We start from the raw sequence: 15,045 nt of genomic DNA, 5'->3' as shown, positions 1-15,045 counted from the left end.
CGTTTTCGATGCGAAAAAAACAGCGCCACGCCTCGGCAGGCGGGCGCTTCCCGTGCTGCACGGAACGCCAGGTGAATGGGGGCTGGCGAACTTCTTTACGGTGAGCCTGGCGCGCTTCGCGGCATTGCCCATGCGGCCTAATTTCACTTTCACTGCCAGGGGAATATGCGATAATCTTGTCCGCTGGCAAGATTGTCTTTCACTGCTCAACGGCGGCGCAGAGTTGATCTGGCCCTATTTTCGATTGGAGAAGCGAGCGATGTTCAAGTGGGAAAAGCTGGGGAAAATGTTCGACCCGTCGACAGTGAGAGATCGCCCCTGGATGAATGAGTTTTCCCAGGCGCCATCAGTTGTGGTCATGGACCAAGTGGTGCGTGTGTATTTTGCCTGCCGTCCGCCTCCCGATGCGCAGGGTAATTATGTCAGCCTTTCCGCCTACGCCGATTTCCGGCGCGACAACCTTTTCGAATTGGTCGGCGTCAGCGAGCAGCCATTGCTGGAATTGGGCGGCCTCGGCACGTTTGACGAATTCGGCGCCTATTTTACGTCGGTGGTGGCGCGCGACGATGACGTGATGGCCTACTACGTAGGTTATACCCGTTGCGAATCGGTACCGTTTACCATCAATATAGGTGCCGCAGTCAGCAGCGATGGCGGCAATACTTTCACTCGCCTGGGACCCGGACCTCTTTTGCCCTGCACCCCGAATGAGCCATTTTTTCTGACGACTCCTCGGGTCCGGAGGTTCGGTGCGCGCTGGCATATGTGGTATAGCGCCGGCAAACGGTGGGTGAATACCGGCCGCAGGGCGGAGCCTGTGTATCACATACGTATGGCCACTTCGGACGATGGAGTGCACTGGGTGAAGGAAGATCGCGACCTGGTCGAGTGCGTGATAGGCGACAACGAATGCCAGGCCTGTCCCGATGTCTTCGAGTCTGGCGGCAAATACCACATGCTGTTCTGTTATCGGGCGCATGAGAACTACCACGGGAAGGATGGCGGCTACAAGCTCGGTTACGCGGTATCGGACGATCTGCTGCACTGGGAGCGCGACGACAGCAAGGTGGGACTGAGCGTGTCCGAAGAGGGCTGGGACTCGGAAATGGTGTGCTTCCCGCACGTGTTTGCTCTGGATGGCGAGATTTACCTGCTTTACTTGGGCAATCAGATGGGACGGCACGGCTTTGGGCTGGCCAGGATGAACATACAATAAATAATTGCGCAGAGGGAGTAGTGAAAATGCAAACAGGTTTGAATGAGGAAAAAACGCTGCTGGAGAATTATGCGGCCAACTACATTACTTCGGATGATTCGAGCCAGCAGAGGCTGATGCGCCATCTGGAAATGCGGGTATTCAAGCCGTATGTCAACAGGGGACGTGCGCTGGAACTAGGATGCGAAATCGGTTACATGTCCGAACTGATCGCGCCGCTGGTCGACCAGCTGGACATCGTCGATGCTTCCGAGTTGTTCCTGGAAAGAACGCGGGCGCGCAACATTCCCAATGCTCGCTTTTTCTGTTCCCTGTTCGAAGAATATGTTGCGCAGCAGCCTTACGAGGCCGTGTTCGCTTCCCATGTGCTTGAACATCTGCTTGATGTGCAACAGGTCTTGAAGCAGGTCAAGGCGCAGATGTCGCCCACCGGACACCTGCTCGTGGCAGTGCCGAATGCGCGCGCAATGTCGCGTCAGCTCGCGCGTCACATGGGGCTGATCAATGACCTGTATGAGCTGACGCCGAACGATCTGCGTGGCGGTCACCGCCGGGTCTACGACCGCGTAACATTGAACCGTGAACTCGAGACTGCCGGTTTCGAGGTGGTGGCGCTGGGAGGGATTTTCTTCAAGCCGCTGGCAGATTTCCAGATGGATAAGATGATTGATTCCGGTATCCTCGGCGAGCCGCAGCTGGAAGGCTTGTATCGCATGGGCAACGAGTATCCGGATATGTGCGCGGACGTGTACGCGATCGCGCGTCCCAAGGCGTAGCCCTGTCTGGATCGGCTATCGATGAATATTGGAAAGGCGGACATTATAAATAAGCGCGTATTGATTTTTCCCGCAGGGATGCCACGCTCGCTGGTCTACCTCGACCAGGCCCTGGCGAATGGCATGGAGGTGGTGGGTTCGTCTTCGCTCGGGCACGACCCGGCGCGCGAGCGTTACTCGCGCTGGGTGCAACTCCCCTACGTTACCGCGCCGGAATTCGACGAGGCCTTGCGGCAGGCGGTTTCTGCCCATGACGTCGGCAGTATCTACACGCCCAATCCCGTGGTTTGGGATTACCTGCAGCGGCGCCTGGGACACGATTTTCCAGGCCTGGTGCTGGTCAACAGCGCACCGCTCGCCAGTGAAATGGCACCGTATGCCCGTGCCCTCGCATTTGGCAAGGCAGTGCTGGCGCAGCCGTTCGGACTGGCCGCCAGCGGCGAGCGTCCGCCGACCGCCGCCACTGAAATTGCCGCGCTGTTCCGGCATGCCGAAACCATCCCCGGTATGTGCGACCAGGAAAAGATACGCGCCCTGTGCGAAGTTTTCCGCTATTGCCCGACAGGCGACGTGGTGGAGGTGGGCAGCTGGTGGGGGAAATCCGCCTTCGTGCTCGCTTCCCTGGCGCGTTGCCATGGCACGGGCAAGCTGCTGTGCGTTGATCCGTGGACAAGCGAGCATCTGGTGCAGGAAAACAAGAGTGACCTGATCGATAACGTTGCGTGGGATGCCAGTGAGGCGCTGACCGTCTTCCAGATCAACCTGTTACCCTATGCGAATGGTATGGTGAACTATCTGCGCTTGCCATCGGTGGAGGCGGCGCTCGCGTACCGTCAGGATCGCGTGGTCGAGACGGAGGCCTTTGGCCGGACCCAGTACAGTGGAAAAATTGCCCTTCTGCACATCGACGGTAACCACGGCTACGCCGAGGTGCGGGCCGATATTGCTTCTTGGTACGATCTGGTCAGACCGGGTGGCTGGATCGTGATGGACGACTATGCCTGGGCTTATGGTGACGGGCCGCGCCGGGCCACGGACGAATTCCTGGCACAGCATGGCATGCGCATTTCCTGTGCTTTCTTTTCGGGCGGAGCACTCTTCATCCAGATGTCAGGCTAGCTTCAGTCTTGAATCAGCGGTGCCAGCCATGGCACTTCCGGGGCTGGCCCGCCTGGCCAGTCCCGCTATTGCAGTCAGTCCCCAATTGCAGCCAATGAAAGCGGCAACAGCCGCCTCTGGGACGGCTGATCGCAATTTACATGTTCGGATAATTCGGCCCGCCACCACCCTCCGGCGTCACCCACACGATGTTCTGCGTCGGGTCCTTGATGTCGCAGGTCTTGCAGTGCACGCAGTTCTGCGCATTGATCTGCAGGCGTTCGGCGCCGTCATCATTCTTCACGAATTCGTACACGCCGGCGGGACAGTAACGCGCTTCCGGGCCCGCATACGTGGTCAGGTTGACGTCGACGGGGACGCTGGCGTTCTTCAAGGTCAGGTGGATGGGCTGGTCTTCCGCGTGGTTCGTGTTCGAGATGAAGACGGAGGACATCTTGTCGAAAGTCAGCTTGCCATCCGGTTTCGGATACACGATCTTTTTCGACTGGGCCGCAGGCTTCAGGCATTCGTGGTCGCCATGCGAATGGTGCAGGGTCCACGGCGCCTTGCCACGGAAGAGGATCTGGTCGATGCCCGTCATCAGGCTGCCCAGGTACAGGCCTTTCGACAGCCATGGCTTGACGTTGCGCGCCACGTGCAGTTCTTCATGCAGCCACGACTGTTCAAAAGCAACAGGGTAGCCGGCCAGTTCGTCGTGCTGGCGTTGTTCGCCCAGCGCGCCGAAGGCCGCTTCCGCCGCCAGCATGCCGCTCTTGATGGCTGCGTGGCTGCCCTTGATGCGGCTCATGTTCAAAAAGCCCGCATCGCAGCCGATCAGCGCGCCGCCGGCAAACACCAGTCTCGGCAGCGATTGCAGGCCGCCGGCCGTGATGGCGCGCGCGCCGTACGAGATGCGCTTGCCGCCTTCGAAGAACTTGCGGATTTCCGGATGTGTTTTATAACGCTGGAATTCCTCGTACGGCGACAGATACGGGTTTTCGTAGGCCAGGCCCACCACATAGCCGACCATGACCTGGTTGTTTTCCAGGTGGTACAGGAAGGAGCCACCATAGGTTTTGGCGTCCAGCGGCCAGCCCGTCGAGTGGATCACCAAGCCCGGCTTGTGCTGCGCCGGGTCGATTTCCCACAATTCCTTGATGCCGATACCGTAAGATTGGGGATCCTTGCCGGCGTTCAAATCATACTTGGCCATCAGCTGCTTGCCCAGGTGTCCGCGCGCGCCTTCGGCGAACAAGGTGTACTTGGCGTGCAATTCCATGCCCAGCTGGAAGTCGGGACCGGGTTCACCGTCGCGCTTGACACCCATGTTGCCAGTTGCCACGCCCTTGACGGAGCCGTCGTCGTTGTAAAGGATTTCCGCGGCAGGGAAGCCCGGGAAGATTTCCACGCCCAGGTTTTCCGCCTGCTGGCCCATCCAGCGCACCACATTGCCCAGCGAGACAATGTAGTTGCCGTGGTTTTCAAAGCATGCTGGCACGGCGAAGTTCGGTGTCTTGTACGCTTTGGTTTCCGTCAGGAACAGGATGCGGTCTTCCGTCACTGCCGTGTTCAGGGGCGCGCCCAGTTCTTTCCAGTTCGGAATCAGTTCGGTCAGCGCTTTCGGGTCCATGATGGCGCCGGACAGGATGTGAGCGCCCAGTTCGCCGCCTTTTTCCAGCACGCAGACGGACACTTCCTGGCTCTTTTCAGCGGCCAGCTGCTTCAGGCGGATTGCCGCCGCCAAGCCTGCGGGGCCACCGCCGACGATCACCACGTCATACTCCATGGTCTCGCGCGGTCCGTACTGTTCAACTAAGTTATTAGGCTGTGTCATGGTCTCGATTGTTAGTCACTAAATGGGTGGGTGAGGAATCTTCGGATAAATTTAAGCACGAGTGTGCTTGTTTTTGGCGAGGATTGCAACTTTGGCGCCATTTTGCGTGACATTGCCCCTCGCCGCAATCTAAATCCGGCCATTTTGTGTAATGATGGCGTTTACCTTTGCTCAAGTGCGACGCAGGGTATTTTGCCCCTGTGCCAGTGGCACGGTGTAAAGTGTTATCTAAAATAAAACAGGAGTAGCTCGTGGGCATAGAAGTTAATTTCGAGGGCAAGATTGCCCTGATTACCGGCGCATCGAGCGGCCTCGGCGCGCGCTTTGCGAAAGTGCTGGCCCAGGCCGGTGCCCAGGTCGTGCTGGCGTCGCGCCGCACCGAACGCCTGAAGGAATTGCGCGCCGAGATCGAAGCGGACGGCGGTGCCGCGCACGTGGTGTCGCTCGACGTGACCGACTTCGCCAGCATCAAGTCGGCCATCGCGCACGCGGAAACGGAAGCGGGCCCCATCGATATACTCGTCAACAATTCCGGTGTCTCCACCACGCAACGCCTGGTCGATGTCACGCCCGAAGATTATTCGTTCGTGATGGATACCAACCTGCGCGGTTCCTTCTTCGTGGCCCAGCAGACGGCCAAGCGCATGATCGCGCGCGCCAAGGGCGACCCGAAGAAACAGCACCGCATCATCAATATCGCCTCGATGGCGGGCTTGCAAGTGCTGCCGCAGATCGGCGTGTATTGCATGAGCAAGGCGGGCATGGTGCACATGACGCGTGCCATGGCCGTGGAGTGGGGCAAATACGGCATCAACACCAACGCCATCTGTCCCGGCTACATCTCGACCGAGATCAACGAAGATTATTTCGCCACCGAGCAGGGCAAGAAGCTGATCGAAATGCTGCCCAATAAACGTCCGGGGAAACCGGAAGACCTCGATGGCCTGCTGTTGTTGCTGGCGGGCGAGGATTCGCACTTCATCAATGGCGCGATTATCTCGGCCGATGGCGGCATGAGCACCTTTTAATCCGTGTAGAGTAACAGGCAGCTGCAGCGTCAGCGCTGCAGCTGCAGTCCCACCAGTTTGTGCACCAGCTCGGATGACGTGGCGGCCGCGAACTTGCGCATCAGCTTGGCGCGGTGCATTTCCACCGTGCGGGGGCTGAGGTCGATCTGGCGGGCGATGACCTTGCTGGTTTTGCCTTCCACCAGCAGGGCGGCGATTTCGCGCTCGCGCGGGGTCAGCTCCGCCGTCACGGGGCGTTTCTCGCTGACATCCTCGAACGTCCAGATGCCGGCCCCCAGTGGCTGGCCCGGCAGCATGGCGTGGCCCGTCACATGGCACCAGAACAATTCTCCATTGCTGCGGCGCATGATGCGCTCGTCCGAATAGCGTCCCCTGGTGTTCATGATGGGGATGATGCGGTCACCCGTGCGCAGGAATTCGTCGTGCGTGGGGTAGAGTACTTCGAAGGACTGGTTGTCGAGCTGGGCGCGTGCATAGCCGAACATGGCCGCCAGTGCCTCGTTGCAACTGCGCATGATGCGGTTTTCCGACATGCACATGCCCACGGGCGCGTGCAGGAAGATGCTTTCATAATCGATGGCTGACGCGGCGTTCATCTGATACGTATCACTCTCACAGGGGGATGGCTGGCACGGCGCCGGTAGTTCTACGGTATTGTACTTTCCACTCGCGTATTTTATGCTGAGTCGCTGCCTGAGTCATGGACTCAAGACCAAAGCTTAACAAAAGATAGAGGGACACCCATGAATAAAGTTTATCCTGACGCCGCCTCGGCGCTGGTCGGTATCGTCCAAGATGGCCAGACCATCGCCGTTGGCGGCTTTGGCCTGTGCGGCATTCCCGAAGCGCTGATCGCTGCCTTGCGCGATTCGGGCGTGACGGGCCTGACGGCCATTTCCAACAATGCCGGCGTGGACGGCTTCGGCCTGGGCCAGCTGCTTACCACGCGCCAGATCAAGAAAATGATCGCCTCCTACGTGGGCGAAAACAAGGAGTTCGCGCGCCAGTACCTGGCCGGCGAACTGGAACTGGAATTCACGCCGCAAGGTACCCTGGCCGAGAAACTGCGCGCCGGCGGCGCAGGCATTCCCGCCTTCTTCACCAAGACGGGGGTGGGCACCATCGTTGCCGACGGCAAGGAACTGCGCGAGTTCGACGGCGAACAATATGTGATGGAACGCAGCCTGGTGGCCGATGTGTCGCTGGTGAAAGCCTACATGGCGGACCGCGCCGGTAATTTGGTTTACCGCAAGACGGCGCGCAATTTCAACCCGAACGTGGCCATGGCGGGCAAGATTACCATCGTCGAAGTGGAAAAACTGGTGGAAGTGGGCGAGATCGACCCGGACCAGGTGCATACGCCGAGCATCTTCGTGCACCGCATCGTGGTCAACGCGAACCCGGAAAAACGCATCGAGCAGCGCACGGTGCGCACCGAAGCATAAAAAAGAATACGGAGATTAATATGGCTTGGACGAGAGATCAAATGGCCGCGCGCGCGGCGAAAGAGCTGCAAGACGGCTTTTATGTGAACCTGGGCATCGGCTTGCCGACCCTGGTGGCGAACTATGTGCCGGAGAACATCGAAGTATTCCTGCAGTCGGAAAACGGCTTGCTGGGCATCGGCCCGTTTCCCACCGACGCGGAAGTCGATGCTGACCTGATCAACGCGGGCAAGCAGACGGTGACGGCCTTGCCGGGCGCCGCCTACTTCAGCTCGGCTGACTCCTTTGGCATGATCCGTGGCGGCAAGATCAACCTGGCCATCCTGGGTGCCATGCAAGTGTCGGAAAAGGGCGACCTGGCAAACTGGATGATTCCAGGCAAGATGGTCAAGGGTATGGGCGGCGCAATGGACCTCGTCGCTGGCGTCAAGCGTGTCGTCGTGCTGATGGAACACGTGGCCACGGCCAAGGATGGCACGACGTCGCACAAGCTGCTCAAGCAGTGCGACTTGCCGCTGACGGGCGTGGGCGTGGTCGATGTCATCATCAGCGACCTGGGCGTCATCGACGTGACGGAAAACGGACTGAAGCTGGTGGAACTGGCGCCGGGCGTCACCAAGGAACAAGTGCAGGCGGCCACGGGCGCGGAACTGGACGTTTCCGCCGTGTAAGTCGCACGTTGTGGGGCATGAAAGGGCGGACAGCGATGTCCGCCTTTTTTTATGCGTCCGCCTTGCCGCGCAAGCCGTCCAGGCTGTAGGCGCCGGCGCCCGCAACTGCAAAGTACAGGAAGGTGAAGCAGTACATCACGGCCATCTCGCCGCCGTTCAGGATGGGCAGAAAGCCGGCAGGTGCATGTGCCATGAAGTAAGCGGCCGCCATCTGGCCCGACAGGATGAAGGCGACGGGGCGCGTGAACAGGCCCACCAGCAGCAAGCTGCCGCCCACCAGTTCGATGACGCCGGCCGCGCCCATCACGGACAACAGTTGCAGGCCGTCGAACATGGCCACGTGCGGTGCGCCGAACAGCTTGGCAGTGCCGTGCTGCAGGAAGAGAAAACCGAGGATGATGCGCAGCAGGCCAAGCAGGCGTGGGTTCCAGGTGGCGTAGAAGGCGGGCGTGAGGGACATGACGTACTCCATTCAAAAAGGTGGATGGTTCTGTGTCAGGCTTGTATTAACGCAATGTCATTATGCGCGAGCCTGGCGGCGAACAGGTGACAGCACTGTAATGGTTTTTGATTCATTGATCATTATGGTAAATATTGATACATGATTTACTGTGTGTTGATGATGCAATAAAACGTGCGCGCATGAAAAAAGCCCCGCAGATCGCTCTGCGGGGCTCCTAGTGGAGAGGTCAGCTTACTTGACGATATTCACGGCTGGTGCAATGTAGGCGTCGTCGGTCGGGTGGGTGGGATGAGCCAGCTCGCTGTGCAGCTTGTCCATGTCCAGTTCTTTTTCCCATTTCGACACGACGATGGTGGCCACGCCGTTGCCGACGAAGTTGGTCAGCGCGCGGCATTCGCTCATGAAGCGGTCGATGCCCAGGATCAGCGCCATGCCGGCCACGGGAATCGTCGGCACCACGGCCAGGGTGGCGGCCAGGGTAATGAAGCCGGCGCCGGTGATGCCTGAGGCGCCTTTCGAGGTCAGCATCGCCACGCCCAGGATGGTCAGTTCCTGCCAGATGGTCAGTTCCGTGTTGGTCGCTTGCGCCACGAACAGGGCGGCCATGGTCATGTAGATGTTGGTGCCGTCCAGGTTGAACGAGTAGCCGGTAGGCACGACCAGGCCGACCACCGGTTTCGAGCAGCCCAGGCGCTCGAGTTTTTTCATCAGCGCCGGCAGGGCCGATTCCGACGAGCTCGTACCCAGCACGATCAGCAGTTCTTCCTTGATGTACAACAAGAAGCGGCCGATGGAAAAGCCCGTGTACTTGGCGATCAGTCCCAGCACGACGAAGACGAACAGGAAGCAGGTCAGGTAGAACGAACCCATCAGTTTAGCCAGCGGGATCAGCGAAGCCAGGCCGTATTTGCCGATGGTGAAGGCCATCGCGCCGAACGCACCGATGGGAGCGACTTTCATGATGATGTTGACCATGCCGAAGATGGCATGCGACAGTTCGTCGATCAGCTTGGTGACCGGACGGCCGCGCTCGCCCAGCAGGGACAGCGAGAAGCCGAACAGGATGGCGATCAACAGCACTTGCAGGATGTCGCCCTTGGCGAAGGCATCGACGAAGGTCTTCGGGATGATATTCATCAGGAAGTCGACGGTGGTCAAGCCTTCGGCGTGCGTATATTGCGCGATCGACTTGGCATCCAGGTGAGCCGGGTCGGCGTTGAAGCCGGCGCCCGGTTTCAGGATATTGGCAACCAGCAAGCCGATGGCCAGCGCAAAAGTGGAGACCACTTCGAAGTACAGCAGTGCCTTGCCGCCCACTCTGCCGATCTTCTTGACGTCCTGCATGCCGGCAATGCCGGAGACCACGGTACAGAAGATCACCGGGGCGATGATCATCTTGATCAGTTTGATAAAGCCGTCACCCAGCGGTTTCATGTCGACGGCGTTCGATGGGTAGAACACCCCAAGCAGCACGCCTGCCACGATGGCGAACAGGACCTGTACATACAGGATTTTATAGAATGGTTTTTTCACGAGTGGTCTCCTCTTGCGGGTTGATGCTGCGATCATCCGCCCATTGCCAGGCTGGCTCAATTGTGGATAACCGCAGATATGCATTTTCGCTATATCGGGTATTGCTCCATGGTTGGCGTGCTGCGGCGCAGCATTTCAGGCGCGCGCTTGGAGCATTGCCCGCGCTGCGCTACACTGCCGTAGCGTCGCGCGCGGGATACCCCATGGCAGGCAGGAAGCGGTGCTCTTTTTATATCGAATAAGGAAATCGCATGATCGAAGCGAGCATCAAATCTGTCCAGTGCATCTCCCCCGCAGGCTTGCATACCATGTCGTACAAGGAGTGGGGCGCGCCCGACAATCCGAACGTGCTCGTCTGCGCCCATGGCGTGACGCGCGTGGCGGACGACTTCGACAGCCTGGCGCGCGCCATGGCCAGCGATTACCGCGTCATCTGCCCCGACGTGGTGGGGCGCGGGCGTTCGGGCTGGCTGGCCAATCCGCAGTTTTACCGCGTACCGCAATATGTGAGCGACATGGTGACCTTGCTGGCGCGCGTGCTGGCCAATGGCGAGCGCCAGACGGTGGACTGGTTCGGTACTTCAATGGGCGGCTTGATCGGCCTGGGTCTGGCATCGTTGCCGTACAGCCCGATCAGCAAGCTGGTGCTGAACGATATCGGCCCGACCCTGGCGCCGGAAGCCTTGCAGCGCATCGGCGACTACATCGGCCAGGATCTGCGTTTCGAGACGTTCGAGCAGGGTGCCAGGTTTGTGCGCGATGTGTCCGCCAGCTTCGGCCCGCACACGGACGCGGAATGGCATAAACTGGCCGTGGATGTGTTGCGCCAGGATAAGGATGGCCATTGGCGCCGTCACTATGACATGGGACTGGCCATGCCGTTCCGTTCGGCCACACCGGAATCGGCAGCCAGCGACGAAGCCATGCTGTGGGCCGCGTATGATGCCGTGCGCTGTCCCACCTTGCTGGTGCGCGGTTCGGAATCCGATTTGCTGTCGCACGCGACGGCGCAAAGTATGCTGGGCCGTGGTCCGAAGGCGGAGCTGGTGGAAATTGCCGGCGTGGGCCATGCGCCCACTTTTGTCCATGACGACCAGATCGCCATCGCGCGCAAGTTTCTGCTGGGCAAGTAAGTAGTGGTGAGAGATAACGCTGTACAGATTTTGAAACAACCGAAAGAAGAAGCATGGAAATTACACGACTGCACGTAGGCAAACGCCTCTCCGAAGTAGCGATACACAACAACACCATCTACCTGGCTGGGCAGATTGCCGAAGACACGACGCAAGACATCGTCGGCCAGACGCGCGAAGTGCTCGGTCACGTCGACCGCCTGCTGATGGAAGCGGGCAGCGACAAGACCTGCATCCTGTCGTGCCAGATCTATATCGCCGACATGAAAGACTTCCCCGGCATGAATGAAGTGTGGGATGACTGGGTCGCGTCCGGCCACACGCCGCCGCGCGCCACGGTGGAGGCGAAGCTGGCCAATCCGGCATGCCTGGTTGAAATCGTCATCATCGCTGCAGAGCGCTAGGTTATTAAGTTATTTAGTTTTTTAAGTTTATAAGGCATTACATGGTTTCCATCTCGGCCCCGAATAGCGTCACATCGGAACAACTGGTAGAGGGCTTGAGTGCGCCGGACAGCGCCCGCGTGCTGGACGCGCTCGCGTATGCCACCGAAGCGTATGGTGACAAGCAGACCTTTGCCGGCCGTTCTGCGCTGGACTTCGCCATCGGCGTGGCCACCACCCTGGCTTTCCTGCGCAGCGATGCGGAAACGCGCATTGCCGGTCTGATGTTCGAGCTGACGATGCTGGACCCGGATACGGCGGCCGACATCGAGCCGCGCTTCGGCAAGCAGGTGTGCGACCTGGCCACCGGCGTGCGCCAGCTGATTCGCCTGCGCGCGCTGACCCAGACACAGCACGGCAGCGCTGCCGGTCGTGGCAAGAACGCGGCGCAGCAAGCCGTGGCCCAGGTGGAAACCTTGCGCAAGATGCTGCTGGCGATGGCCTCCGACATGCGCGTGGTGCTGGTGCGCCTGGCCGCATGCGTGACGACCTTGCGCTATTTTGCCGAATTGAAGCTGTTCAACGAAATGACGCGTGAATACGGCAAGGAAACGCTGGATTTGTACGCGCCCCTGGCCAACCGCCTCGGCATCTGGCAACTGAAGTGGGAACTGGAAGACTTGTCGTTCCGCTTCATCGAGCCGGAAGCGTATAAACGCATCGCCAAGATGCTGGAAGAAAAGCGCATGATGCGCGAGGGCTTTGTTTCCTCGGCCATCTTGCGCCTGCAGACGGAACTGGCCTCGGCCGGTATCCAGGCGGAAGTATTTGGCCGCCCGAAACACATTTACAGCATCTGGAACAAGATGCGCGGCAAGGAACTCGATTTTACGGCACTGTACGATGTGCGCGCCTTCCGCGTCATCGTCGCCGACGTGAAAACCTGCTACACGGTACTGGGCGTAGTCCACAATATCTGGACCCCCATCCCGAAGGAATTCGACGATTACATTTCGCGGCCAAAACCTAACGGTTATCAGTCGCTGCACACGGTGGTGACGGCCGAGGATGGCCGGCCGCTGGAAGTGCAGATACGCACGAATGAAATGCACAGCTTTGCCGAGTACGGCGTGGCTGCGCACTGGCGCTACAAGGAAGAGGGCGGCTCGAACTTTGCCGGCCAGAAATACGACGAAAAGATCGCCTGGCTACGCCAGTTGCTGGCGTGGAAGACGGAAGTGGCCGATGCTGTCGTGGGCCAGGAAGAAATCCAGCGCGAATGGGTGGAAAAGTTGAAATCCGCCACGCTGGACGACCGCATCTTCGTCATGACGCCGCAGGCGCGGGTGCTGGAATTGCCTGTGGGCGCCACGCCCGTCGATTTTGCGTATCACCTGCATACGGATGTGGGCCACCGCTGCCGCGGCGCCAAGGTCGACGGCATCATGGTGCCCCTGAATACGCAATTAAAGAACGGCCAGACCTGCGAAATCATCACGGCCAAGGGCGCGCCCGGTACGGCCGGGCCGTCGCGCGACTGGTTGGGCGCCGGCTACGCCGTCAGCACGCGCACGCGTTCGAAGATCCGCGCGTGGTTCCATGCCATCGACATGCAGGAAACCCTGGCCCACGGCCGCGCGCTGGTGGAGAAATCCCTGCAGCGCGAAGGCAAGACGGCCGTCAATCTGGAAGCGCTGGCGCAAAAGCTGGGCTTTGCCAAGGTCGACGAGCTGTTCCTGTCGGTCGGCAAGGATGAATTCAGCCTGCGCCACGTAGAGCAGGCGCTGCACGACACTGGCGAAGTGGTGGTGCCGGAAGACGCTGTGCTGGTCGGCAAGAGCCGCGCCTCCAGCGTGGAGCAGGGCGCCAAGTCCGGCGTGCTGGTGGTGGGAACGGAGGGCTTGATGACGGTGCTGGCCAAGTGCTGCAAGCCGGCGCCGCCCGATAGCATCGTGGGCTTCGTGACGCGCGGCAAGGGCGTCTCTATCCACCGCGCCACCTGCAAGAATTTCGAGGAAATGCGCGCCAAGTCGCCCGAACGGGTGATTTTCACGGAGTGGGGCAGCACGGGCGGGCAAGACACCGTGTATCCGGTCGATATCTTCATTCTGGCCGGCGACCGTCAGGGCTTGCTGCGCGACATCTCCGAAATCTTTTCGCGCGAAAAGATCAACGTGATCGGCGTCAACACCCAAAGCGCCAAGGGCCAGGCCCGCATGACATTTACGGCCGAGATTAGCTCGACGGCGCAGCTATTGAAGGCATTGAATGTCATCAAGGACGTGAGTGGTGTCCTGGAGGCAAGGCGCAGTTGACGCAATAAACTGCCGGGGTCAGACCCCCAAGGCCGCTAACGCAAAGTGCTGAGCTAGCGTGGCCGAGGGTCTGACCCCAGGCCTTGCTGGTGGGTCTTGTCACCCGCATGCAACCCAGCCATCGCCGCCGTCTCCGGCTGCAGAGTGATGTGATCGATACCGTGCTTGCTGAGTAACATCTTTTTGATCGCGCGCAATACCTTGGGCCAATGGTCGAGGTGTTCGATTTCCACGTGGCCGATCAGGGCCGGATGGCCCGGCGACATGTCCCACACATGCAGATCGTGCACGGCAATCACGCCGTCCACCTGTTCCACGTCCGTGCCCACGGCGATGTAGTCGATGTGCAAGGGCACGCCTTCCATCAGGAAGTGATAGGACTCGCGCAGCACGCCAAATGTCGACTTTAAAATCAGCAGGGACACCAGCACCGACAGCAGCGGGTCGATCTGCATCCAGCCCGTAAAGTAAATCACGGCGCCGGCGATGATGGCGGCAACCGAACCGAGCAAATCGCCCATCACATGCACGAGGGCGGCACGCGTGTTGACGCTTTGCTTGTCTTTCGATAATACCCACGCCACTACCACGTTGATCGCCAGGCCGATGAAGGCGACGATGAAAACCATGCCGCCCTTGACGGGTTGCGGGGCGGAAAAGCGCAACGCGGCTTCATAGCAGATCCAGCCCACCACGCACAGCATGGCCAGGCCGTTGACGAAGGCGGCCAACGCCTCGGCGCGGCCAAAGCCGAACGAGTGGCGTGGAGACGGGGGGCGGCGCGCGATGAGCTGCGCCAGCAGGGCCAGGCCCAGCGCGGCCGCGTCCGTGACCATGTGGCCCGCGTCGGAAATCAGGGCCAGCGAATTGGACATGAAGCCGGCCACGACCTCGATGCCGGCAAACGACAGGGTCAGTCCCAGCGCCCACGCGAGGATGCTCTGACTGCGTCCCTCGAACGAGTGGGTGTGCTGGGCGTCGCCCTTCAGGTGGGCGTGCAAATGGGTGGCGTCGTGTTCGGTGTGCGTCGGCTGCATGGAATGCTTTGTGGAATGAGGTTGCCGTCAGTGTAATTGAAAAGCAACAAGACAGTCGGCACGTAAAAAAACCTGCAGGGCCGGAGGCGCCGCAGGTTTTTGATGGAGCAGAC

At 59.9% G+C, this 15,045-nt stretch carries 14 protein-coding genes; 9 read left to right on the top strand and 5 right to left on the bottom strand.

What is annotated here, in order from left to right; translation table 11 throughout:
* Positions 1-52 precede the first annotated feature (52 nt).
* From C8C89_RS20180 to C8C89_RS20170, 3 genes are read left to right on the top strand one after another with little or no spacing between them, the layout of a single operon-like run.
* A complete protein-coding gene (locus C8C89_RS20180) occupies positions 53-1,216 on the top strand; it encodes a hypothetical protein (RefSeq protein ID WP_208327739.1) in 1,164 nt (387 codons plus the stop codon).
* A gap of 26 nt (positions 1,217-1,242) precedes the next feature.
* Positions 1,243-1,992: a class I SAM-dependent methyltransferase gene (locus C8C89_RS20175; RefSeq protein ID WP_133992154.1), complete on the top strand. Its 750-nt coding sequence runs from the start codon at positions 1,243-1,245 to the stop codon at positions 1,990-1,992.
* Positions 1,993-2,013: 21 nt separating this feature from the next.
* Entirely contained in the window at positions 2,014-3,111 is a 1,098-nt protein-coding gene (locus C8C89_RS20170) for a class I SAM-dependent methyltransferase (RefSeq protein ID WP_133992152.1), read from the top strand.
* Between the two features lie 136 nt (positions 3,112-3,247).
* Here the strand turns inward: C8C89_RS20170 and C8C89_RS20165 are convergent, their stop codons facing one another.
* Positions 3,248-4,924, bottom strand: coding sequence for an electron transfer flavoprotein-ubiquinone oxidoreductase (locus tag C8C89_RS20165; RefSeq protein ID WP_208327738.1), 1,677 nt, complete (start codon positions 4,922-4,924; stop codon positions 3,248-3,250).
* A 251-nt stretch (positions 4,925-5,175) separates the two neighbouring features.
* Between C8C89_RS20165 and C8C89_RS20160 the strand changes: the two genes are divergently transcribed.
* On the top strand, positions 5,176-5,952 hold the full coding sequence (locus C8C89_RS20160; protein ID WP_034752351.1) for an SDR family oxidoreductase: 777 nt from the start codon (positions 5,176-5,178) through the stop codon (positions 5,950-5,952).
* A 29-nt stretch (positions 5,953-5,981) separates the two neighbouring features.
* On the opposite strand, the gene C8C89_RS20155 is transcribed toward C8C89_RS20160, so the two are convergent.
* A complete protein-coding gene (locus C8C89_RS20155; protein WP_101480843.1) occupies positions 5,982-6,548 on the bottom strand; it encodes a LuxR C-terminal-related transcriptional regulator in 567 nt (188 codons plus the stop codon).
* 147 nt (positions 6,549-6,695) lie between these two features.
* Here C8C89_RS20155 and C8C89_RS20150 point away from each other — a divergent pair, with 147 nt between their 5' ends.
* On the top strand, positions 6,696-7,397 hold the full coding sequence (locus C8C89_RS20150) for a CoA transferase subunit A (protein ID WP_133992150.1): 702 nt from the start codon (positions 6,696-6,698) through the stop codon (positions 7,395-7,397).
* Positions 7,398-7,417: 20 nt separating this feature from the next.
* A complete protein-coding gene (locus C8C89_RS20145) occupies positions 7,418-8,068 on the top strand; it encodes a CoA transferase subunit B (protein WP_101480845.1) in 651 nt (216 codons plus the stop codon).
* Positions 8,069-8,117: 49 nt separating this feature from the next.
* Here the strand turns inward: C8C89_RS20145 and C8C89_RS20140 are convergent, their stop codons facing one another.
* Positions 8,118-8,528, bottom strand: coding sequence for a DoxX family protein (locus C8C89_RS20140; protein WP_133992148.1), 411 nt, complete (start codon positions 8,526-8,528; stop codon positions 8,118-8,120).
* 234 nt (positions 8,529-8,762) lie between these two features.
* On the bottom strand, positions 8,763-10,100 hold the full coding sequence (locus tag C8C89_RS20135) for a dicarboxylate/amino acid:cation symporter (RefSeq protein WP_243858145.1): 1,338 nt from the start codon (positions 10,098-10,100) through the stop codon (positions 8,763-8,765).
* A gap of 215 nt (positions 10,101-10,315) precedes the next feature.
* On the opposite strand from C8C89_RS20135, the gene C8C89_RS20130 reads away from it, so the two are divergent.
* From C8C89_RS20130 to C8C89_RS20120, 3 genes are read left to right on the top strand one after another with little or no spacing between them, the layout of a single operon-like run.
* The gene (locus C8C89_RS20130; protein WP_133992146.1) at positions 10,316-11,197 is read left to right on the top strand and encodes an alpha/beta hydrolase; all 882 of its coding nucleotides are present in this window, start codon (positions 10,316-10,318) and stop codon (positions 11,195-11,197) included.
* Positions 11,198-11,250: 53 nt separating this feature from the next.
* Positions 11,251-11,601, top strand: coding sequence for a RidA family protein (locus C8C89_RS20125; RefSeq protein WP_101480849.1), 351 nt, complete (start codon positions 11,251-11,253; stop codon positions 11,599-11,601).
* Between the two features lie 41 nt (positions 11,602-11,642).
* Positions 11,643-13,895: a bifunctional (p)ppGpp synthetase/guanosine-3',5'-bis(diphosphate) 3'-pyrophosphohydrolase gene (locus C8C89_RS20120; protein ID WP_133992144.1), complete on the top strand. Its 2,253-nt coding sequence runs from the start codon at positions 11,643-11,645 to the stop codon at positions 13,893-13,895.
* Between the two features lie 53 nt (positions 13,896-13,948).
* Here the strand turns inward: C8C89_RS20120 and C8C89_RS20115 are convergent, their stop codons facing one another.
* Entirely contained in the window at positions 13,949-14,932 is a 984-nt protein-coding gene (locus C8C89_RS20115; protein WP_101480851.1) for a cation diffusion facilitator family transporter, read from the bottom strand.
* Positions 14,933-15,045 lie beyond the last annotated feature (113 nt).

The organism is Janthinobacterium sp. 75, assembly GCF_004365495.1.
In the GTDB taxonomy this organism is placed as follows: Bacteria; Pseudomonadota; Gammaproteobacteria; order Burkholderiales; family Burkholderiaceae_D; genus Janthinobacterium.
This window is presented reverse-complemented; position numbering and strand designations above follow the sequence as displayed.

Coding starts and splice junctions, on each gene's coding strand:
- C8C89_RS20175 (WP_133992154.1), top strand. CDS start 1,243: ATGCAAACAGGTTTGAATGAGGAAAAAACGCTGCTGGAGAATTATGCG.
- C8C89_RS20170 (WP_133992152.1), top strand. CDS start 2,014: ATGAATATTGGAAAGGCGGACATTATAAATAAGCGCGTATTGATTTTT.
- C8C89_RS20165 (WP_208327738.1), bottom strand. CDS start 4,924: ATGACACAGCCTAATAACTTAGTTGAACAGTACGGACCGCGCGAGACC.
- C8C89_RS20155 (WP_101480843.1), bottom strand. CDS start 6,548: ATGAACGCCGCGTCAGCCATCGATTATGAAAGCATCTTCCTGCACGCG.
- C8C89_RS20150 (WP_133992150.1), top strand. CDS start 6,696: ATGAATAAAGTTTATCCTGACGCCGCCTCGGCGCTGGTCGGTATCGTC.
- C8C89_RS20145 (WP_101480845.1), top strand. CDS start 7,418: ATGGCTTGGACGAGAGATCAAATGGCCGCGCGCGCGGCGAAAGAGCTG.
- C8C89_RS20140 (WP_133992148.1), bottom strand. CDS start 8,528: ATGTCCCTCACGCCCGCCTTCTACGCCACCTGGAACCCACGCCTGCTT.
- C8C89_RS20135 (WP_243858145.1), bottom strand. CDS start 10,100: ATGATCGCAGCATCAACCCGCAAGAGGAGACCACTCGTGAAAAAACCA.
- C8C89_RS20130 (WP_133992146.1), top strand. CDS start 10,316: ATGATCGAAGCGAGCATCAAATCTGTCCAGTGCATCTCCCCCGCAGGC.
- C8C89_RS20125 (WP_101480849.1), top strand. CDS start 11,251: ATGGAAATTACACGACTGCACGTAGGCAAACGCCTCTCCGAAGTAGCG.
- C8C89_RS20120 (WP_133992144.1), top strand. CDS start 11,643: ATGGTTTCCATCTCGGCCCCGAATAGCGTCACATCGGAACAACTGGTA.
- C8C89_RS20115 (WP_101480851.1), bottom strand. CDS start 14,932: ATGCAGCCGACGCACACCGAACACGACGCCACCCATTTGCACGCCCAC.